Source organism: Kitasatospora sp. NPDC101235 (assembly GCF_044767505.1).
Lineage (GTDB): Bacteria > Actinomycetota > Actinomycetes > Streptomycetales > Streptomycetaceae > Kitasatospora.
The window spans coordinates 258149-278573 of sequence record NZ_JBIWNZ010000005.1 but is presented as its reverse complement, the minus strand read 5'-3'; the positions used below and the strand labels follow the sequence as shown (position 1 = coordinate 278573).

Below are 20425 nucleotides of genomic sequence, written 5' to 3'. Positions count from 1 at the left end.
GAAAGGAAGCACTCCCGTGCCGGTCACCATCACCGCCGTCGAGAGCACCGACCTGTTCGTCGGCCCCGAGGACGCCCCGCGCCAAGTGCTGCGGGTCACCCTGGAGGGCCCGGCCGCCCGGATCACCGTCACCGGGCCGGGCGTCCGCGGCGAGGCGACCGGCACGGGGCTGGTCGAGGTCCCACTGGAGATCACCGACGCCACGCCCGGTGACCGACTGCCCGTCACCGTCATGGCGCCGGATGCCGTGGTGGAGGCGAGCGTGGACGTCGCCGAGCCCGGCTGGACGATGTTCCTGGTCTCACACTTCCACTACGACCCGGTCTGGTGGAACACCCAGGCCGCCTACACCTCCCCGTGGGAGCTGCTCTCCGCCGACGCCACCACCCGGCCCCTGTGGGAGCGCAACGGCTTCGCGCTCGTCGACGCACACATGGACCTCGCCCTGCGGGACCCGGTGTACAAGTTCGTGCTCGCCGAAGTCGACTACCTCAAGCCGTACTTCGACCAGCACCCGGAGCGCCGCGAGACGCTGCGACAGCTGCTGGAACGCGGCCAGGCCGAACTCGTCGGCGGCACCTACAACGAGCCGAACACCAACCTGACCGGCGCCGAGACCACCATCCGCAACATCGTCCACGGCATCGGCTACCAGTGCGACATCCTCGGCGGCGACCCCCAAACCGCCTGGCAGCTCGACGTGTTCGGGCACGACCCGCAGTTCCCCGGCCACCTCGCCGCGGCCGGCCTCACCGGCAGCGCCTGGGCGCGCGGCCCGTTCCACCAGTGGGGCCCGATCCAGAAGAACTTCCGCGAGGCCAAGGACGACGCCCGGGTGATGCAGTTCCCGAGCGAGTTCGAGTGGATCGCCCCCGGTGGCGAGGGCGTGCTCACCCACTACATGCCGCACCACTACTCGGCCGGCTGGTGGATGGACTCCTCGGCCGACCTCGCCACCGCCGAGCAGGCCGTCTACGAGCTGTACCGGAAGCTCAAGCCCGTGGGAGCGACGAAGAACCTGCTGCTGCCGGTGGGGACGGACTACACCCCGCCGAACAAGTGGGTCACCGAGATCCACCGCTCCTGGGCCGCCAAGTACCTCTGGCCGCGGTTCGTCTGCGCCACCCCGCGTGACTTCCTCGACGCCGTCCGGGCCGAACTCGCCGCCACCGGACGGCGTCCCAGCCCGCAGACCCGCGACATGAACCCGGTGTACACCGGCAAGGACGTCTCCTACATCGACACCAAGCAGGCCCAACGGGCCGGCGAGGTCGCGGCCGTCGACGCGGAGAAGCTCGCCACGCTCGCCGCCGTCCACGGCCTCGGCCGCTACCCGGCCGCCGCCCTCGACAAGGTCTGGCGCCAACTCGCCTACGGCGCACACCACGACGCGATCACCGGCTCCGAGTCCGACCAGGTGTACCTGGACCTGCTCGGCGGCTGGCGGGAGGCTTACGACCTGGCGTCCGGCGTGCGGGACGCGGCACTGGACGCGCTCACGGCGCGGATCTCCACGGCGGGGGTCGGGTCGGCGGTGGTGGTGACCAACACGCTCTCCTTCGACCGGACCGACCTCGTGACGGTCGAACTGCCCGACGGCGTACGGTCGGTGCGAGTGCTGGACGACCGGGGCGAGGCCGTGCCGAGCGCCGTGGACCGGGGAACGCTGCGGTTCCTGGCCACCGATGTGCCCGCGCTCGGCTGGCGCACCTGGCGGCTGGTGGAGGGGGACGCGCAGACGCCGTGGACGGCGGCCCCGGGCGTGACGATCGGGAACGGCCGGTACCGGGTGGCCGCCGACCCGGCGCGCGGCGGCGGCCTCACCTCGGTGTGGGACCTGCGGCACGAACGGGAGTTGATCCAGGACGGCCGGATCGGCAACGAGCTGCGGGTGTACGAGGAGTACCCGCAGCACCCCGACTTCGGCGAGGGCCCCTGGCACCTGGTGCCCAGCGGGCCGGTGCTGGGCTCCGGGGACGGCGAGGCGTCGGTCCGCCGGGAGACCGGGCCGCTCGGCGAGCGCCTGGTGATCGAGGGCGTCGTCGACGGCGTCCGCTACGAGCAGACCGTCACGCTCTGGCGCGGCCTGGACCGGGTGGACTGCCGCACCCGGGTGGTGGACTACTCCGGCGCCGACCGGCTGCTGCGGCTGCGCTTCCCGGTGGACGTCCCCGGCGGCCTGCCGGTGAGCGAGGTCGCGGGCGCGGTCGTCGGACGCGGCTTCGCGATGCCGGACGTGGACTCGGCGGAGGCGCCATGGACCCTGGACAACCCGGCCAACACCTGGTTCGGACTCGGCGCCACCGCGCGCGTCGACCTCACCGACCCGGCGGGTGCGGTTGTCGGCTCGCGCGCCCTCGGAGTGGCGGAGGTCGTCGTCCCCACGCTGGACGACGCGGCCGACGCCCGTCCGCTGGTGGTCGCGCTCGCCCGGGTCGGGGTCACCGCCACCACCTCGGGGGCGGACTGGGCGCGGTACGGGTGGCTGGACGTGGACTCCAACCTTCCGGACTTCCGGATCGTGGTCGGCGGGCCGGACGTCAACGAGGCGGCGCGGGAGGTGATCTCGCGGGCGGGGGAGGAGTACGCGACCGCCCTGAAGGCGCACGGCGCGGTGTGGGTGCCTGCCCTGACGCCGCTCGCCGAGGTCTGGCGTCCGGACGCCGACCTGCGCGACCTGCGGGCGCTGCCGGCGCTCGTCGTCGCGGACGTGGCGGCGCTGGTCGAGGACCTGGCCGACGCCCGGATCGCCGCCGTCTGCCCGTCGGCCGTCACGGAGCAACTCGCCGACCACACCGTGGCGTTGCTCAGCTTCGGCTTGCCCGGCTTCGCCGTCGACACGACCGGCGCACTACACCTGTCCCTGATGCGCTCCTGCACCGGCTGGCCCTCCGGCGTCTGGATCGACCCGCCGCGGCGCACCCTGCCCGACGGTGCCTCCTTCCAACTCCAGCACTGGACGCACGAGTTCAGCTACGCGTTGGTGGGCGGGGAGGGCGACTGGCGGGCGCAGACACTGCCCGCCCAGGGCCAGGAGTTCAACCACCCGCTGTACGCCCGGATCGCACCGGCGCAGGAGGGGCCGCTGCCGGCCACCCTGTCCTGGCTGCGGGTCGAGCCGCAGCGCGAGGTGCTGCTCGGTGCGCTCAAGCCGGCCGGGAACCCCATCGCGCAGGGCTCGGCGGCGCAGGCCGGTCCCGAACTGGCGGTTCGGCTGGTGGAGTCGACCGGCCTGGGGCGGACGGCACAGCTCGGCGGCGCGCTCGGCCTGGGCGACGTCCGGGCCGCCGACCTGCTGGAACGGCCGCTTCCTTCCGGTGCCTGCGCTCTCGGCCTCGCCGGCTCGCAGATCGCCACCCTGCTCGCGACCCCGGCCGTCACCGCTCCGGCAGCCGAAACGGACCTCGGCCCGACGGCGGAACCCGCCCAGCCCGTCCACGCCCGCTACTGGCTCCACAACCGGGGCCCGGCACCGCTCGGCTACCTGCCGGTGTCCGTCGGCGCCTCGCCCGGACTGCTGCGGACGGCGGGGGAGCCGGTGACGCTCTCGGTCGCGCTCTCCTCGCAGCTGCGGGACGCGGCGGTCGAGGGTACGGCCGTCGTGCTGCCGCCCGAGGGCTGGACGACCAGCCTCGGCGGTCGCCCGTACCGGCTGGAGGCGGACGGGCACCTGCGCTTCCCGGTCACCCTCACCCCGCCCGCCGGGTCTGAGCCCGGGCTGTACTTCGCAGCCGTCCGGATCGAGCACGACGGCCAGCAGATCGAGGACGTGGTGACCATCGCCGTCGGCGACCTGCCCGACCTGCTGCCCGTCCCCGGCGACGCCCCCGAGGACTGGACGGCCGCCCAGGGCACCAAGGCGGCCACCGGACGGGACACCGGCCTGGACATCGAGGTCTCGCACGAGACCCTGCGGGTCGCCCCCGGCGGACGCGCCGCCCTCACGCTCACCCTCACCAACCGCACCCAGGGCGGGATTCGCGGCGAGCTGCAACTGGTCTCGCCGTGGGGCACCTGGGAGGCGATCGCGGAGCCCGTACGCGGCTTCACCGTCCCGGCCGGCTCCACTGCGGTAGCCGAATTCGCCATCACCGTCCCCGAGTCCACCGATCCGGGTTCGTACTGGGCCCTCGCCAAGGTCATGTGGTTCGGCCGCTGCCAGTACGCCCCGACCGTCGCCCTGGTGGTGGAGGCATGACCCTCGGCCTGCTCGACGGGCGCCCCCTCCTGCGCACCGCCCTCGACCACCGCCTGACCGCCCTGCGGAACGGCCCGCGCGCCACCGCGCTGCCGCAGCCGGGAAGTTCGGAGGACCGACAGCTGACCCGGTGGGTCGCCCAGGTACTGCTGACCGAGGCCCTCTGCGAGGCGGTGGCCGCCGAGCGCAACCTGCCCATTGCTTCCGTCGGCCCCGCACGCCTTGACCAGCAAGCCGCCGTCGAACTCGGCTCCATCACGGCGGCCGCCTACGAGGGCAGCGCAGCCGTCCGCGCCGTCTATGACTCCGTGACGGACAAGGTCGAGCCCTCACCCGAGGACATCGCCCACTATCGCACCATGACCGCCCGCCCACCGGCCACCCGCTGGTACCTCGCCCTCCCCGATGGGGAGTTGGAGGCAGACCCCGACACCCTCCCGACCGCCCTCGCCGAAGCCCTCCGCACTGCCCCACCCGGCGAGTGGGTCACCGCAGGCCCGTGGACGGCCGCCCTCCTCTCCAGCACCAGGACCCCGGAGGCCCCTGACCCCACCCCAGCCCTACAGGCCGCCGCACGCCGCGCCGCCTTTGTCCGCTGGCTCGACCACGAACGCGCCCGGCGCCTCACCCTGGTCGAGGGATTGGAGCACCCAGGCGACCCCGCCCAGCCCGACAACCACCACCGCCACTGAGGACGCCTGGCCACGCCCGCCGCGCTCGGCCCGAGCGCGGCGGATAGTGGCTTCGTTAGGCTGCAGCCATGATTCGTGCAGTGGTGTTCGATGTCGGCGAGTGCCTGGTGGACGAGACCCGCGAGTACGGCACCTGGGCGGACTGGCTGGGCGTGCCCCGGCACACCTTCGTGGCGCAGTTCGGTGCCGTAATCGCGGAGGGCCGCGACTACCGGGAGACGTTCCAGGTCTTCCAGCCTGGCTTCGATCTGTACGCGGAACGGGAGAAACGGGCGGCGGCCGGTCAGCCTGAGACGTTCGGCGAGGACGATCTGTATCCCGACGTCCGTCCGGCTCTCGCCCGGCTGAGGGCGGACGGCCTCTGGCTTGCGATCGCGGGCAACCAAACCGTGCGGGCCGGGGTGATTCTTCGCCGGTTGTTCACGGACGACGTTGACCTGATCGGAACCTCCGATGACTGGGGCGCGAACAAACCTGACCAGGTGTTCTTCGAGCGTGTGGCAGAAGTGGTTCCGGTCGAACCGGACGAGATTCTCTACGTCGGCGACCGCCTCGACAACGACGTACTCCCCGCTGCGCGAGCCGGGATGTGCACCGCTCTGATCCGCCGGGGGCCGTGGGGCTGGATTCAGCAGCACGACCCCGCAGCCGATCGAGCGACCTTCCGGATCGACTCGCTCAACGAGCTGCCGGAGCTGATCGCGAAGGCTAACGCTGGAGCGAACTGAGCGTTGCCGACCACGAATAGAGGCGGTCGTCGACACGCCGGACGGCCTCCGAGTCCTGCCAAGCCGCGAGCGCCCGGCGGGCCTCTCGGACGCGATCCATGCCGGTGGCGTACCAGGTCACACTTAGCTGATCGAGCGCCTGTTCCAGAAGGGCGCACGCCGCGTCAGGCCGTCGAGCGGCGGCCTCGACGGCCGCGAGGTCGCCAAGAACGACGACTCGCTGTTTTCCGTCGGTTTCGGGGAGATCGGCGAGTACTGCCTCAAGGGTGCTTCGGGCCTGGGGAATCAGGCCGGCTGCCAGTTCGGTGTTGCCCTTGAACGCGGCGAGCCGGGTGGCCGAGAACCAGGTGAACCACTCCGGGCTGTGGTGCTCGCTGTCATCGGTCAGCGTCTCCTCGGCCTGGCGCAGGATTGCGAGGGCCTGCCGGTGGTCGCCGCAACGGGTCAGGCACTCCGCCTCCACGGCGTCGAGCCACGCCAGCAACTCCGCTGAGACAGGCCCCCGGCGGGCATACGCGCGGGCTGCCCGCATCCGCTCGGCGGCATCCTCGCGATGCCCGGACCACCATCGGCCTCGGCAACGCAGGGGCGGTTGAAGGGCGACGGCCCATGGGCGCGGCCTTTTCCGGCGCTGGTCGGATGCTGTTGTCCCACGGTGCGCGGAATCCGAGGTCCTCGATCGGCAATCGCAGGACGTAGGTGAGAATCTGCTGGTGATCGCTTCGAGGCCATGGTGGGTTGGAAGACTCCCACCGCCCGATCTGCTTGCGACTGACGACGATTTCCCCCAGGCCGAGTTGGCGGGCTGCGTCGCGTAGCGCGGCCGCGAGTGCTTGCTGGCTGGAGAGGCCGCGAGCCTGTCGGGCGGCTTTGAGCGCGGTGTTGCCGTTGGATACGGACACAGTGTCCTCCAAGCGTCGGATGCTGCATCAACCATAGGACCGGTGGGGACACTTCCAGGCCTCTTGCCCGAACCGGACCACGCAAAAGACCTTAAGAAGTCTCTTGAACGTCCCATGTAGGGGGTTCAGGCTGCCCTCTCTCGTGTCGACGATTTCCTACGTCACCGCTTGGCACGGAACGGCTACTGACTGTGGGGATCGCATGCCTGACCTGGCAGGCCCGGGGCTTGTCGTCAGCCCGCTGAAGACCGCTCGATTTCCGGTGCCCCTGGAGTGGGGTGTCCCGCCGGACGGTGCGGCGGTTCCGTCGGGGCGGAGGCTGGTGATGGATATCGTCCGCTTCTGGGAGGTGCCGCTCTCCATGGAAGCGCTACAAGAGCTGGAACTCTGTGCGAGCGAGGTGATCGCGAATGCGATGGAGCATGCGAAGGCCCGCTGCACAGTGACCGTTCGTCGCGTGGGTGAGCGGCTGCGCGTCGAGGTCGCGGATCCCAACCCGGCGTTCGAACGCGGTGGATTGGAACAGGAATCGACCAGCGGCCGCGGGCTGCTGCTCGTAGAGGCATTGGCTCATACCTGGGGCTGGCATCCGGCCGAGGCGGGCAAGGTCGTGTGGTTCGAGTTCCTGGAATCCCGCGAGGCGCTGTGCCCCACGCACGGGGTCGGCGGCGGCCTGCCAGCGTTGCACCGCCTGCTCGACCCGATCCCACAGACGAACGGGACCGCGCTGCACGACGGTGCACCCGCCATTGGGGTTGGAGGCCCCGGCCGGAACCCGCTCTCGTGAGCAGAGCCGAGCAGCCCTCGGACCGGCCGTGCGGGGACAAACGGTGGCGGACGTACGAAGCTGGTGGGAGCGGCGGGTGCGGGCACCGCGCCGCCTCGACTCCCGTACAGAAGGGTTCTCCACCATGGCTGCCACCTCGTCCCCCTCCTCCGACGGCCTGCAGCGCGCCGTGCGGGTCGCCGCCCCGGGTGCGGCGCCCGAGCTGTCCGAGGTCCCGGTCCGCGAGCCGGGGCCCGGGGCGGTGCGGATCGCCGTCGAGGCGTGCGGCGTCTGCCACTCCGACCTGCTGATCGCCTCCGGTGCCCTGCCCGGCACGACCTTCCCGGTCACCCCCGGTCACGAGATCGCCGGCCGCATCGACGCCCTCGGCGAGGGGGTGGAGGGCTGGAAGGTCGGCGACCGGGTCGCCGTGGGCTGGTACGGCGGCAGCTGTGGACGCTGTGACGCCTGCCGATCGGGCGACGGCATCCACTGCCCCCAGCTGCAGGTCCCCGGCGCGGCCTACCCCGGCGGTTACGCCGACAGTGTCGTCGTTCCGGCCATGGCCCTGGCCGCGATCCCCGGCGAGCTGACCGCCGCCGAGGCCGCGCCGCTGGCCTGCGCCGGGATCACCGTCTTCAACGCCCTGCGCCACTCCGACACCCGGCCCGGTGACACCGTCGCCGTCCTGGGCCTGGGAGGGCTGGGCCACCTGGGCGTCCAGTTCGCCCGCGCGATGGGTTTGCGCACCGTCGCCATCGCCCGCGGTGCGGAGAAGGAGCCCCTGGCGCACGAGCTCGGCGCCGAGCACTACATCGACAGCACCGCCGGTGACGTCGCCCAGGCCCTGCGGTCGCTCGGCGGCGCGAAGGTCGTCCTGGCCACCGTCACCAACGCCGACGCCATGTCCGCCACCGTCGACGGACTCGGCCGGCGGGGCGAGCTGGTCATCGTCGGCGTCTCACCCGATCGGCTCGCGATCAGCCCGCTGCAGCTGATCAGCGGCGACCGCAAGGTCTACGGCCACTCCTCGGGCACCGCCGTCGACATCGAGGACACCCTGCGCTTCGCGGCCCGCACCGGGGTGCGGGCGTGGATCGAGCAGGTGCCGTTGGAGGAGACCGCCGCCGCGGTGGCCAAGATGGCCGGCGGCCGGGCCCGCTTCCGCATGGTCGTCACCACCGGCCGCTGACCACCCGGCCGACGTCGGACATGGGCTGCTTCCCTCCCGGGGCAGGCGCGCATCGCCGCCCTGGAATCGAGCCTGCCGGTGTGGTTCCCGCCGGGGCATCCATCGGAAGTGTCGCGCGGTGTCCACCCTGGGACTGGTCGAGCCGGGCTGGCCCCATCCGGCAGGCTTACAGGCGCCATGATCCTTCCGCGGAAGGGCAGTTAGAGTAGGACGATGACCGCTCTCCCCGATAATCCGGCGATCAGCGATGCCGAACGCGACAAGGCCGTGCAGCGCTTGCAAGAGGCGTTCGCCGAAGGGCACATCTCGCACGAGGAGATGGACGACCGCCTCCACCGGGTGCTCACCGCCAAGACGCACGCCGACCTCGTACCGTCCCTGGCCTCGCTCCCCGAGCCGAACCCGGAAGCCACCCCCACCATCGCCGCCGTCAGCGGGCGCCTCGTGCGCCGCGGCCCCTGGCGGGTGCCCCGCACCTTCAAGGTGGTGTCGGCGTTCGGCCGGGTGCACCTGGACCTGTCGAAGGCGCTCATCGAACATCCGGTGATCGACATCGATTTGGGACTCGGCACCGGCAGCGCCAAGATCACCGTCCCCCGCGACGCCGTCGTCGACATCGACGGCCTCCAGGGAGGCTGGAAGGACGTGCGCTACACCCCTCCCCGCCGCCCCTCGGTGGGCAACCCGACGATCCGGATCACCGGAACCACCGGCTTCGGCCGACTGAGGATCCGTCACGCCCGGAGCTGAGGTGCATTATCGGGCGCCGGGGTCGCCGTCGAACTCGCGCCCTTCGGCGTACGGGCCAGGACCGTCCAGCCGGGCGCCTGCCTGACGACGAACTTCGCCCGGAAGGCCACGAACGGCGCCCTTCCGGACGAGCTGGTCCCGGCGCCCTACGCGCCGTGGGCGGGCGAGGCCCTGGCCGGCCTCACGCACCAGGACCTGTTCACCACCGAGACCGACGTCGCCGAAGCGGTGTGGCGCGCCGTGCACGACACCACCGGGCGGCTGTCCTTCCCGGCCGGCCCCGACGCGCTCCGGCTCGCCCAGGCCGGGTGAACCACTCCGGCCGCCACGACCGCCCCGGCGGGGTCCGTGCGCCCACCGCACCGGCGCTCGGCCGGCGGATCACGACGCCCTGGAGCCGAACCGGCCCGCGAACGGGACCTGGGCCGTACGGACCGCCCCCTGCTCCGCCGACAGCACCCGCCGCAGGGCGGCGAGCAACTGCCCGTCGCCGGTGGGAGGTTGCGCTGAGCGCCAGGCGATGTGGCCGTCCGGGCGGACGAGGAGGGCGCCGGTGGCCGCCGGGAGGCCGCTGGCCTCGGACCAACCGGGAGCCGACAGGCTGTGCACGGTGACGGGCAGTCGTGCCGCCGTCGCCGTGTCCGCCTGTCGCTGCCAGCCGGCGTCCTCCCGGGCCGTGAACAGGGTGAAACCGGGCCCGACCAGGTCCAGGGTGGACGCGGCCCCGGGCGGGCCGGCGAGCCGCAGGTGGGGGAGTCGGGTGCCGGGAGCGCCGTCGGGGTGCTCGTGCTCGGGGTCCAGCTGCGGCCGTTCGGGGTCGGCCGGGTCGGCGAGGACCGCCGTCGAGCGGTAGGCGGCGGTGAGCAGCAGCTCGTCGTCGATCCGGTAGCCGGTGCGGGCGCGGGAGTTGGCGAGCGAGACGTCGATGACCTGCCGGGCCACCGGGCGGCGTTCGGCCTCGTAGGTGTCCAGCAGTGCTTCGCCGGCCGTCCCGGCGGTGACTGCCGCGAGCTTCCAGGCCAGGTTGTCCGCGTCGCCGATGCCGTTGTTCATGCCGTGCCCGCCGGTCGGCGGCACCACGTGGGCGGCGTCGCCCGCGAGCAGCACCCGGGTGCGGCGGTAGGTCTCGCCGAGGCGGGCGTCCATCCGCCAGGTCATGGTGTCCCGGACGGTGACCGACAGCCCGGGGAGCCCGGCGGCCTCCCGGACCAGTCGGCCGAGCGCCCGGTGGTCGGCCGACAGGGCTGCGGTGTCCGCGTCTTCGGGGTCGTACGGGTGCTGGTAGATCCACTGCCGGTCGTTGTCGACGGCCAGGAAGCCGCCGCGGCCCGGCTCGGTGAGGAAGTACGAGGCGCTGGCGCGATCGGCCACCACCTCGCCGAGCGGTGCCTCGAAGCGGATGCTGAGGAAGTGGCCGAGGCCGGTCGGCCCCGCCATCGCGATTCCGGCCGTCTCGCGGACGGTGCTCGATGCGCCGTCGCAGCCGACCAGCCAGTCGGCGCGCACGGTGTGGCGTTCGCCGGTGTTCCGGTCCTCCAGCAGGGCCCGGACGTGTCCGTCCTGCTGGCTGAAGGAGAGCAGTCGGGTGGCGAACCGGACGCCGTCCGGGGCGAGTTGGCGGGCGCGTCGGAGCAGGACGGCCTCCAGGGCGTCCTGCGAGCAGATCAGCCCGGGCTAGGGGGTGCGCTCGGCGCCCTCCGCCTGGTCGGCCGCGACACCGGTGCGGACGAAGTCCGGGTCGACCAGGTCGCGGCCCCGGTAGAAGAACACCTGCGAGGCCGGGAGCCCGGCCCGCCGGACCTCCGTCTCCAGGCCGCACCGCCGGAAGGCCTCCATCGAACGCGCCGACACCCCACGGGCCTTGGGGTGGCGCGAGGTGCCCGGGTGCGCCTCGACGAGCAGGTGCGGCACGCCGTGGCCGGACAGCAGGACGGACAGCGGCTGCGCCTGGGGCCGCTGCGCCGCCCCGGGCTGCGAACGCTTCTTCATCGACACCGGCCGCCGCACCCCGCAGCGCTTCTGCACCCCGCGCTGCGCCACCCGCGTGCGCGTCGCCGCCCACCGGGCGCAGAAGGGGGAACGGACCTGAGCCCCGCGGAGGGGGGGCAGGGCACCGCCGGCGGGCTCGTCGCCTCGTACGGCGCCGCGTGCCGGTCGTCGTCCCCGTCGGTCCTCCTCCGAACCTCAACAGCCGAATCCCAGCGCGGAGTTCGTACACCGATCCGGCTTGCCGACCCCACCCCCATGGTGCGAGACGTACCCCTTGGGCCGCCCGGGCCGCCCCGGTACCCAAGGGGCGGCGCCCACCGCCCGCGCCCGACTCCTCCGTTGACGGCGGTCGTTCGAATACGTCACGCTCGACGGACGGCCGAAGGCGGGCGGTCGAACGTGCCGCGCGTGTCGCATGTCGCGCGCCGCCCGATGCCCCGGCCCGGATGTCCACCGTGCACCCCGTGTGGAGGTACCGCCATGTCCAAGCGCCGTCTCGCCGTCCCCGGAGCCGCCGTCGCCGCTCTGACCCTCGCCGCCCTGCTCCTCCCGGTCACCGGCGCCCACGCCGCGCCGCCCGCCGACTCGTGCACCCAGAACTGGAGCATCAGCTCCGGCGAGGGCTACGCGAACGGCAAGTCGTGCAACTACCACACCAAGCTCGTCGGCACGGTGCACGACACCAAGGCGGACGGGCGCTGTCCCTACGTGCGCGGCAACCTCTCCAACGGCGGCCACGTCGACAGCGACTGGGCCGGCGGCAAGGGCAAGTCCCGCGCCATCACCCTCTACGCCCCCTCGAACACCCACTTCACCAGCGTCTCCATGCGCTACATCGGCTGCTGACGCCGACGGCGGGCGGGTAGCCGCCGTCCGCTGCCCCAAACCGATTCGGCCTCCACCCGCGGAGGTGGAGGCCGAATCGGCCGGTCGTGCCGACGCGCCGCCTGGGCCCGGCTGGTTCCACGGGTCGTCAGGACCGTCAGAGCCGTTCGGGCACCGGGTTGCCGACGGCCTCGATGGCGCGGCGGACCGGGACCTTCAGCAGCACGGCGAAGCCGATGACGAAGAAGACCAGCAGCGAGATGATCGCCGAGCGGTAGCTGCCGGTGATCTGGTAGGCGAGGCCGAAGACGAGCGGGCCCATCCAGCTGGTGCCGCGGTCGCTGACCTTGTAGAAGCTGAAGTACTCGGCCTCCCGGCCGGGCGGGATGAGGTGGGAGAAGAGGGAGCGGGAGAGTGCCTGGCTGCCGCCGAGCACCAGGCCGATCATGCAGGCCAGGACGTAGAACCAGGCGGGCTGGTGGGCGGGCATGAAGTAGCCGAGGGCCAGGGTGACGACCCAGCCGACCAGGGAGCCGAGGATGGTCCGCTTGGCGCCGTACCGGTGGGCTATCCGGCCGAGCAGCAGGGCGCCGCCGATCGCCACGACCTGGACCAGGAGCACGGCGGTGACCAGCGAGGTCTGGTCCATGCCGAGTTCCTCGCTGCCGTAGAGCGAGGCCTGGGAGACGACGGTCTGGATGCCGTCGTTGTAGCAGAGGAAGGCGGCGAGGTAGAGCAGGGTGAGCGGGTGCTCGCGCATGCCGCGCAGGGTGCGGGCGAGTTCGCGCAGGCTGCCGGCGGCGGGCTCGCCGTCCTTGGTCCGGTCCGCGGTGCGGCTGGGGGCGATGCCGGCCCGGGAGGGCAGCCGCAGCATGGGGACGATGGTGAACAGCGCCCACCACAGCCCGGCCGAGGCCAGGCAGATCCGTACGGCGGTGCCGGAGTCCAGGCCGAACGCGTCGTGGCCCTGGAACAGCGCCAGGTTGGCGATCAGCAGCAGTCCGCCGCCCGCGTAGCCGTAGGCCCAGCCCTTGGAGGACACCTTGTCGCGCTCGTCGGGGGAGGCCAGGCCGGGTAGGTAGGCGTAGGAGAGCGCGACCGAGACCGCGTACGAGATGTTGGCGACCACCAGCAGCGCGCCGCCGAGCAGGTAGCGGTCGCCGTCGAGGAAGAACATCCCCATGGTGGCGAGCGAGCCGACGTACGCGAAGCCGCACATCAGCTCCTTGTGCCGGCCGGTGCGGTCGGCGACGGTGCCGGTCAGCAGCATCACCGCCACCGAGAGCAGCACGGAGAAGGAGACCGTGTACGGGAAGAACGATCCTGCGCGGATCGACAGGCCGAGCGGGTGCACGTCACCGGCCGCGTCGGCGGCGTCCTTGGCGACGCTGGTCAGGTACGGACCGAGGAACACCGTCAGGACGGTGGCCGAGAAGGCGGCGTTGGCCCAGTCGTTGATGTACCAGCCGAACTGCATCCGGCGCAGGGACCGTCCGTCGTCGGCGGTCGTGGGGTCGGTCGGTGGGTCGTCCGGCAGGTGCGTCGCCGAGTTCGTGGTGCTCATGGGGTTCCCATCACCGTGCTGGAGCCGTTGCTGCCGTCCGTCCAGCAGCCGCGCTCGCCGAGGACGTCCCGCAGGACGTCGATGCGATCGGCCATGATGCCATCCACACCCAGGTCGAGGAGAGTCCTGATCCGTGTGGGATCGTCCACAGTCCAGACGTGCACCTGGAGACCGAGCCGGTGGGCGGTGCGGACGAAGGCCAGGTCGACGACCCGGACGCCCCGGTGCCGCTCCGGCACCTGCGCGCACAGCCCGGCGAACGGCGTTCCCGGGCGCCGGGACAGCGGCCCCGGAGCGGACGTCGGCAGGAACGATTCGGCCAGCGAGCGCAGCCGCAGCCGGGCCACCTCGCGCGGGCCGAGCGAGGTGGCCAGCCGCGGGCCGGCGGCGGCGCGGACGGCGGCGAGCCGGGTGTCGGAGAAGCCGCCGACGCAGACCCGGTCCCAGGCGTCGGTCCGGCGGATCGCCTCGACCAGCGGCCCGACGGCCGGCGCGGCCTTGACGTCGATGTTGAAGCGGGCCCCGGGGAACGCGCCGAGCAGGTCCTCCAGCAGCGGCACGGGCTCCGTCCCGCCGATCCGGGCCCGCCTGACGGCCTCCCAGGGCAGCTCCGCCACCGCCCCGGTGCGGTCGGTGACCCGGTCGAGGCGCGAGTCGTGGAAGGCCACCAGCACGCCGTCGGCGGTCGCGTGCACGTCCGTCTCCAGGTAGCGGTAGCCGAGCGCGACGGCGGCCTCGAAGGCGGCGAGCGAGTTCTCGGGGCGCCCGAGGGCACCGCCCCGGTGCGCGAAGGCGAGCGGCCCGGGATGGTCGAGGAAGGGGTGCATGTGGTGCTCCGAGCTGCGGGGAGAGGGAGGCCCGGCGGGCCCGCGAGGCCGGGGTCCGTGGGCGTACCAGAGCGTTACAGTATTACGCACCCTGTCAAGCAGTAACGTCTTGCGGGAGTGCGGGCCCTATGCGCGTGGGTCGACCTGGACGACGGCGTGCCGTCCGTCGGTGCGCCACGGCGTCCCGGTGCCGTCGAGCCGGGCGACGGCGGCGGCGTCGAGGCCGACGATCACGTCCGACTTCAGCGTCCGCAGCGCCGCCACGGCCGAGTCCAGATCGCGGCGCCGCTCCTCAGCCGCCCGCTCCACCACGGACGTCCCGGCGCAGGCCGAGGATCTCCGCGACGGCGTCCAGCCAGCGGGCGAGCAGCTGGTCGCCGTCCACGGTGGTGACGGTGGTGGCCGCCGAGCTCAGCCAGTCGCGGGCGAGCCGGGCCGGCTCCGTGCCGGGCAGCGGTTCGGCGAGGTCCGCGGCGTAGCGGGCGCCGCCGCTGCGCACCACCTCGGCGAGGAAGGCGAGCGACCGGGGGAGCACCCCGAGGCGGTCGGCGGCCAGGGCCGCCGCGACGGCACCCTCGCCGAACAGCGCGGCCCGGTGCGGGCCGGCGAAGGCCAGACCGTAACGGAGCATGGCGGACACGTCGAGCTGCCGCAGCTCGTCGTCGGTCTTGGGGCGGAAGCGGTCCTCCGGGCTCATCGGACCGTCACCGTGTAGGTGTTGCGCACGACCGCTTTCCTGTTCTCGTCGCTGGGGGTGGGGAGGTTGCAGTAGCCGCGGAAGCAGTTGAGGAGGGTCACGGCGGTGGTCCCGCGGCCCTTGGCCTCGAAGGTGTAGAAGCGGGTGCCGCCGACACCGTCCGAGGTCTTCGACTCCTCCGGGAGCTCCAGTTTCTCGTCGGCCGCGGCCGCGACCGCGGCGTCCGGTTTCGGGTCCACGACGCTCCAGCGGTCGCCGGCCGAGGTGTTGTCCCGGACGGCGATCGTGAACCGCTCGCCGACGGCGAGGCTGACCGAGCGCTCCTCCGCGCCGAGCACCCGGCCGCGGTCGGGTCCGTCCTGCCCGCAGGCCGTCAGGCCGGCCGTCAGGACGGCCGCCAGCGCCACCGCCCGGACCGGACTTCTCGTGAACATCCGTACCACCTCGGTCACTTCGGCAGGTGGACGGCGTAGGCGGTGGGCAGCTGGTTGTCCGAGGCCCCGTCCATGTGGCCGTTGACGAAGTCGTCCTCGCTGACCCAGGTGGTGGTGCCCCACGGGTTGTAGATCTGCAGCATGTTGCCCTCCTGGCCGACGATCATCATGGCGTGGCCCGACCGCTTGCCGTCCTTGTCGTAGCCTTCCACCCCGACCGGCACCGGCTTGCCGTCGGCGACCGCCTTCTCGATGTCCGGCAGGAGCTCGCGCCGGGCGTCGGAGTCCGGCAGCTTCTTGTAGTCGAAGTCGGCGCCGGTGTGCGGGCTGACCTCCTTCTCCAGCACCTTCTCCTTGCCGTCCGCTCCCATGCCGTCCCAGTTCTTGCCGCCGTCGCCCTCCTGGTGCACCCGGTGCTGCTCGGCCAGCAGCCGCTGCTGGAACGCCGCCGGGTCGTCCTCCTGGCCGGACGGGCCGCCCGTCAGGTCCAGCGCGTAGAGCGGGTCGACCATCGCCCGGGCGGTGACGGTGGAGGAGGCGACGCAGGTGCCCTCGGTGTTCGCCTGCTGCCAGCGGGCGCCGTCGAAGGTCACCGGGTCGGTGTTCCTGTTGGAGCCGTCGTCGTTGACCCCGCCGCTGGAGGTGTCCTCGTCCTCGGTGTGGACGGGCGTCAGGTGCGTCCGGAGCCACTCCGGGTCCTTGCCGTGGATCTTGCCCTGGAAGGCGCGGATCTCGTCCAGGTTGTGACCGGCCGCCAGCGCCTTCATCAGATAGGCCCGCTCCTGCGGGGACTTGGAGTCGGCGAGCAGCTTCTCGAAGTCCGCGCGGTCCTTGTCGTTCATCTTGTCCAGGTACTCGCCGGACCGCTTCATGTCGTTGGCGGTCAACAGCTCGTTCAGTTCGGTCGGACCGTCCGGACCGGAGGTCTCGGCCAGCACGAGCTTGTCGGCGGCGGTGACCCCGTTGGTCTTCATCTTGCCCGCACGGGCCTCGGAGGCCAGCTTGTTCAGGTCCCGGGCCGCCGCCCGGGCCGCCTCGTCGGCGTGCTTGGCGGCGTTCAGCATCGCGTCGACCTGGGGCACGGCTGCCTGCTGCGCCTTCTTGCGCGCCGCCTCCTCGTCGTCGTCCTCGAACCAGTCGTCGAACCAGCCGTCCTCGCTGCCCAGCGAGTTCAGCACCTGCTGGAGCGCGGACCTCGCGGCGCCGTCCTGGTCCTGGGCGGTGCGCAGCGCGTCCGCGAGGTGGAGCAGGGCTATCCCGCCGTTGTGGAGCGCCGTGGTCTGCTGGTCGACGGCGCGGGCGGCGGCGGCCACCACCTCGGCGGCCTTGGCACCCGTCGAACCGGTCCAGACGTCCGGCAGCCCGGAGGTGGCGACCGCCAGGACGTCCTGGTGGAGATGGTTGGAGTCGGCGGCCGCGTTCTTGTAGCGGTTGCCGGTGGCCTCGATGGTGCCTGGGTCCCCGACCGGTGCGTGGACCGCGAGGGCGCCCCTGATCGCGGAGATCAGCTCGTTCTTGCTGTCCGCCTCGCGGACGTCCTTCAGCCGGTTGCTCAGCGCCTTGCAGCGCTGCGTGGTGGATTCGCCTGCCATGGCGGCTCGTTCGCCCCCTGTTCCCGTTGCCCGTGGTGTCGTTCCTGCTGCTCGCCGGCCGCTCGTCAGCTGCCCGGCTGCTCATCCGTGAGGCTGCTCGCCTGCCGGGACTTCGCCTGCCCTGCTCCCGCCTGCCGGGACTTTCGTCTGCCCGGCTGCCGCCTGCCGGGCCTCAGCCGAAGGGGCGGTACTCGCCGCTGCGCGAGGCCGCCGCGAGATCCTTCACCACGGAGCCGTCCGCCGACTGGTAGCCGGCGGAGGAACCCCGCACCTTGCCCGCCAGCTCGCTCAGCGCGCTCTTGATCGTCGCGGTCTCCGCCTGCCAGGCGCTGCTGAAGTTCTGGTACGCCGGATCGACGTCCTCGCCCCCGAACACGTCCGGGGCGTAGCACACCGGATCGCTGATCGCTGTCCCGATCGTCCCCTCGTCCCCGGACGCCTTGTCCAGCGCCTTCGCCTGTCCCTCGGCCCCGCCGGCCTGGATCGCGTACCCCGACCCCTGCGCCATGGTTCACCCCTCGTGCGTCCCCCGAGCCGTCCGCGCGACGGCGTCCGAGCACCATACGGGCGCTCCTATGCCTGGGCAATTCCCGTCGCGCCTGGTAGGAGCGTTGTTGCAGACTCATGACACACCGTCCACCGCACGGTGACGGCGGGACGCCGGTGCCCCGGGAATCCGACGGCGGGGACGTCCGGTCCGTCCGCGGGATCGGGTCTTTCCGGCGAGTCGACACTCTCCGGCGGGTCGACGACCTGGGTGACGGCCGTGCTCCCGGCTACTGGATGCTCCGGCGGTGCGGGTGGCGAGGGTCGGCGGGGCAGGCGAAGACGTTGAGTTCGCCCCAGCGGCCGACGGTGACCTCGGTCGGCGTGGAGGTGCTGTGGAGGTCCGCCGACGCCTGGTCCTCCAACGGCCGCCAACTGCCGCTGCCGCCGTCCCACTCCGAGCTGTCGATGGTCAGCAGCAGCTGCATCGGGGTCGCGCAGCTGTGGCAGTCCATCGGGGCCGGGTCGGTGCTGTGCCAGGAGGCGAAGCCGCCGACGCGCCAGCCGGGAGGGATGGACAGGTCGTACTGGTAGAGCGGCGGGCCGGCGTCCTCCTCGTCCTCCTCGGCCTCTTCCCGGGCCTCCTCCCAGGCGCCGATGCGGGCGCACAGGTCCTCCGGGAGGAGGCCGGCGAACGGGTAGGTGGTCACCTGCTCGGGGTGCAGCACGCAGGGCTCGGGCACGTACCCGTCGAAGCCGACCACCTCCGGCCGTGGGGGCGATGCCAGGACCTCGGTGACCTCCCACGAGCGGCGCCAGCGGAGGTCGAGCAGCATGCCCGTGCGGCCCGGGCCGTGGGCGTCGAAGGGGCACCAGAACACCTGGAGCAGGTCGCAGTCGTCCGGCCCGGCCGGAAGGTCGGGGATGTCCCGCCGGTAGAACTGCGCGAGGCCGATCAGCGGCAACGGGTCGTCCGCGGACGCGCCTTCGACGCGGTGGCGGCGGTGGAGCTCGTCGAGCAGCTTCCGTTCCCCGTCCGTCGGACCGGGGTCCTGCTCGCGGTTCCAGGCAGCCGCCAGGACCTCCCGGGAGCGGTGGATGTCCGCAGGGCGCCGGCCGCGGGCATGCGGGTGGGGGTCGGTGCAGACCGGCCAGGGCTCGTCCGCGGGCCACAGCAGCGGGCCGCCGACGGAGCTGGCCGAGGCGTTCGGCCGTCCCGGGCGCGGGTGGAGCCGGGTGGTGGTGCCCCGATGCCGGGCCAGCTCGGGGAAGAGCGCCTCGACGTCGAGCGGGCGCGGGGGTGTGGTTCTCGGCATGGCACCGACCTTAGGGAGTGGCCGGCGGGCGCCGTGCGCCGGGGTTCCCCGCTCGGAGAGCGGGACGCCACCGGCCGGTCAGCGCGGCGCCGGTGTCCTGCCGGCGGTGACAGTGCCGTGCCTGCGTCCTGTCCGCGTCCTGCAAGTGGCCTGCCCCACGCTGGTGTTGAAAGAGAGAAACTCGTGGGAGGTCACCATGTCGAACAGCATCCGACCGCACTCCGGCACCCGCACCACCTCCGTCCTGGTTTCCGGCGCGGGGATAGCCGGCACCGCCCTCGCCCACTGGCTGAACCGCTACGGCTTCCGCGTCACGGTCGTGGAGCGGGCCCCCTCGCTGCGCGACGGCGGGCAGGCCGTGGACATCCGCGGCACCGCGCTGACAGTGGTCGAGCGGATGGGTCTGCTGGAGGAGGTCCGAGCCCGCCGGACCGGTCTGCGCGGGATGTCGGTGGTCGACGCGGACGGCCACGACCTGCACCGCACCACCGAGTGGACGGCCAGCGGCGGGCCGGTCGGCGGCCCGGACGTGGAGATCCTGCGCGACGAGCTCGCCGAGCTGATCGCCGGAGCGGAGAAGAACGGCACACCCGCCGGGCCCGGCGTCGAGTACTGCTTCGACGACGCGATCGACACCCTGGTGCAGCACCCGCAGGGCGTGGAGGCCAGGTTCCGCAGCGGCACCGAGCGGTCCTTCGACCTGGTCGTCGGCGCCGACGGCCTGCACTCGAACACCCGCCGCCTGGTCTTCGGCCCCGAAACGGACTACCTGAACCCCATCGGCACCTACCTCGCCGTCTGGAGCGCGCCCAACCACCTCGGCCTCGACCGTTGGGAGGTCGCCCACCAGGCAGACGACGACCCCGACTGGTTCTGCATGGCGATGACCGTCCGCGACAACAGCGAACTGCGCGTCTTCGTCGGCTTCCACACCGACGAGCCGCTCGACCGCATGCTCCCGCGCGACCCCGCCCGGCAGCGCCGGTTGGTGGCCGAGCGCTCCGCCCATGCGCGCTGGGAGGTGCCGCGCTTCCTCCGGGCGATGTGGGAGACCGACGCCTTCCACTACGACGTCATCGCCCAGATCCGGATGGATCGCTGGTCCAAGGACCGTGTCGTCCTGCTCGGCGACGCCGGCTACTGCTGTTCCCCGGCCACCGGTCAGGGCACCAGCGTGGCCCTGACCGCCGCCTACGTCCTGGCGGGTGAACTGCACGCGGCCGACGGCGACCACCGCACGGCCTACCCCGCCTACGAGCGGCGGCTGCGCGACCACGTGGCCGCCAACCAGGCGATCCTTGAGCTGACCGGGGACCGGAGGGCCCGGTCCGAGACCGTCGCGAACCTCGGACAGACCGACCCGAAACTGGAGGCGGCCTTCCAGGCGGCCCTCGCCTTCGACCTGCCGGACTACTGACCGGGGGGCGCCTGGTGCCGGCCCGTGCCCGGGCGACCGGGTACGGGCCG

Annotated in this window: 19 protein-coding genes and 1 pseudogene; 9 read left to right on the top strand and 11 right to left on the bottom strand. The window is 72.7% G+C overall.

The genetic code is table 11. The features are described 5' to 3' along the window. The first annotated feature begins 16 nt into the window (after positions 1–16). The 3 genes from ACIRRH_RS11685 to ACIRRH_RS11675 all read left to right on the top strand — a co-directional run bounded on the left by ACIRRH_RS11685 (position 17) and on the right by ACIRRH_RS11675 (position 5618). Positions 17–4198, top strand: coding sequence for an NEW3 domain-containing protein (locus ACIRRH_RS11685; RefSeq protein WP_403065295.1), 4182 nt, complete (start codon positions 17–19; stop codon positions 4196–4198). Beyond that, complete coding sequence (locus tag ACIRRH_RS11680; RefSeq protein ID WP_403065292.1) at positions 4195–4890, top strand: hypothetical protein; 696 nt, start codon at positions 4195–4197, stop codon at positions 4888–4890. The genes ACIRRH_RS11685 and ACIRRH_RS11680 overlap by 4 nt, the downstream gene beginning before the upstream one ends. A gap of 68 nt (positions 4891–4958) precedes the next feature. Beyond that, positions 4959–5618: an HAD family hydrolase gene (locus tag ACIRRH_RS11675; RefSeq protein ID WP_403065289.1), complete on the top strand. Its 660-nt coding sequence runs from the start codon at positions 4959–4961 to the stop codon at positions 5616–5618. Here ACIRRH_RS11675 and ACIRRH_RS11670 read toward each other — a convergent pair. After that, positions 5599–6102: a hypothetical protein gene (locus tag ACIRRH_RS11670; RefSeq protein WP_403065286.1), complete on the bottom strand. Its 504-nt coding sequence runs from the start codon at positions 6100–6102 to the stop codon at positions 5599–5601. The genes ACIRRH_RS11675 and ACIRRH_RS11670 overlap by 20 nt on opposite strands. A gap of 743 nt (positions 6103–6845) precedes the next feature. On the opposite strand from ACIRRH_RS11670, the gene ACIRRH_RS11665 reads away from it, so the two are divergent. The 3 genes from ACIRRH_RS11665 to ACIRRH_RS11655 all read left to right on the top strand — a co-directional run bounded on the left by ACIRRH_RS11665 (position 6846) and on the right by ACIRRH_RS11655 (position 9228). Next, the gene (locus tag ACIRRH_RS11665) at positions 6846–7307 is read left to right on the top strand and encodes an ATP-binding protein (RefSeq protein ID WP_403065283.1); all 462 of its coding nucleotides are present in this window, start codon (positions 6846–6848) and stop codon (positions 7305–7307) included. Positions 7308–7431: 124 nt separating this feature from the next. Next, on the top strand, positions 7432–8478 hold the full coding sequence (locus ACIRRH_RS11660; protein ID WP_403065280.1) for an alcohol dehydrogenase catalytic domain-containing protein: 1047 nt from the start codon (positions 7432–7434) through the stop codon (positions 8476–8478). A 213-nt stretch (positions 8479–8691) separates the two neighbouring features. Further along, entirely contained in the window at positions 8692–9228 is a 537-nt protein-coding gene (locus ACIRRH_RS11655; protein WP_403065277.1) for a DUF1707 domain-containing protein, read from the top strand. Positions 9229–9609: 381 nt separating this feature from the next. Here the strand turns inward: ACIRRH_RS11655 and ACIRRH_RS11650 are convergent, their stop codons facing one another. After that, on the bottom strand, positions 9610–10170 hold the full coding sequence (locus ACIRRH_RS11650; protein WP_403065543.1) for a hypothetical protein: 561 nt from the start codon (positions 10168–10170) through the stop codon (positions 9610–9612). Continuing rightward, a pseudogene (locus ACIRRH_RS11645) lies at positions 10159–11217 on the bottom strand (FAD-dependent monooxygenase); the annotation flags it as partial. The pseudogene ACIRRH_RS11645 and the gene ACIRRH_RS11650, both read right to left, overlap by 12 nt. Between ACIRRH_RS11645 and ACIRRH_RS11640 the strand changes: the two are divergent. After that, positions 11216–11317: a CGNR zinc finger domain-containing protein gene (locus tag ACIRRH_RS11640; protein ID WP_403065540.1), complete on the top strand. Its 102-nt coding sequence runs from the start codon at positions 11216–11218 to the stop codon at positions 11315–11317. The pseudogene ACIRRH_RS11645 and the gene ACIRRH_RS11640 overlap by 2 nt on opposite strands. Positions 11318–11697: 380 nt before the next feature. After that, entirely contained in the window at positions 11698–12063 is a 366-nt protein-coding gene (locus ACIRRH_RS11635) for a hypothetical protein (protein WP_403065275.1), read from the top strand. 136 nt (positions 12064–12199) lie between these two features. On the opposite strand, the gene ACIRRH_RS11630 is transcribed toward ACIRRH_RS11635, so the two are convergent. From ACIRRH_RS11630 to ACIRRH_RS11595, 8 genes are all read right to left on the bottom strand, one after another. Further along, positions 12200–13606 (bottom strand): MFS transporter, encoded by a 1407-nt coding sequence (locus tag ACIRRH_RS11630; protein ID WP_403065272.1) that lies wholly within the window; start codon positions 13604–13606, stop codon positions 12200–12202. Continuing rightward, on the bottom strand, positions 13603–14433 hold the full coding sequence (locus ACIRRH_RS11625; RefSeq protein ID WP_403065269.1) for a glycerophosphodiester phosphodiesterase: 831 nt from the start codon (positions 14431–14433) through the stop codon (positions 13603–13605). Before ACIRRH_RS11625 ends, ACIRRH_RS11630 begins: the two co-directional genes overlap by 4 nt. 126 nt (positions 14434–14559) lie before the next feature. Next, on the bottom strand, positions 14560–14742 hold the full coding sequence (locus ACIRRH_RS11620) for a hypothetical protein (RefSeq protein WP_403065266.1): 183 nt from the start codon (positions 14740–14742) through the stop codon (positions 14560–14562). After that, positions 14726–15130 carry a hypothetical protein gene (locus tag ACIRRH_RS11615; protein WP_403065263.1) on the bottom strand — a complete coding sequence of 135 codons (405 nt, stop codon included), beginning with the start codon at positions 15128–15130 and terminating at the stop codon, positions 14726–14728. Before ACIRRH_RS11615 ends, ACIRRH_RS11620 begins: the two co-directional genes overlap by 17 nt. Beyond that, entirely contained in the window at positions 15127–15564 is a 438-nt protein-coding gene (locus tag ACIRRH_RS11610; RefSeq protein WP_403065260.1) for a protease inhibitor I42 family protein, read from the bottom strand. The genes ACIRRH_RS11615 and ACIRRH_RS11610 overlap by 4 nt, the downstream gene beginning before the upstream one ends. A 14-nt stretch (positions 15565–15578) precedes the next feature. Then, the gene (locus ACIRRH_RS11605; RefSeq protein WP_403065257.1) at positions 15579–17156 is read right to left on the bottom strand and encodes a peptidoglycan-binding protein; all 1578 of its coding nucleotides are present in this window, start codon (positions 17154–17156) and stop codon (positions 15579–15581) included. A gap of 172 nt (positions 17157–17328) precedes the next feature. Beyond that, entirely contained in the window at positions 17329–17664 is a 336-nt protein-coding gene (locus tag ACIRRH_RS11600; protein WP_403065254.1) for a hypothetical protein, read from the bottom strand. Between the two features lie 268 nt (positions 17665–17932). Continuing rightward, positions 17933–18958 (bottom strand): hypothetical protein, encoded by a 1026-nt coding sequence (locus tag ACIRRH_RS11595; RefSeq protein ID WP_403065251.1) that lies wholly within the window; start codon positions 18956–18958, stop codon positions 17933–17935. A gap of 196 nt (positions 18959–19154) precedes the next feature. Here ACIRRH_RS11595 and ACIRRH_RS11590 point away from each other — a divergent pair, with 196 nt between their 5' ends. After that, positions 19155–20375, top strand: a complete 1221-nt coding sequence (locus ACIRRH_RS11590; RefSeq protein ID WP_403065248.1) for an FAD-dependent monooxygenase — start codon at positions 19155–19157, stop codon at positions 20373–20375. The last annotated feature ends 50 nt before the right edge of the window (positions 20376–20425 follow it).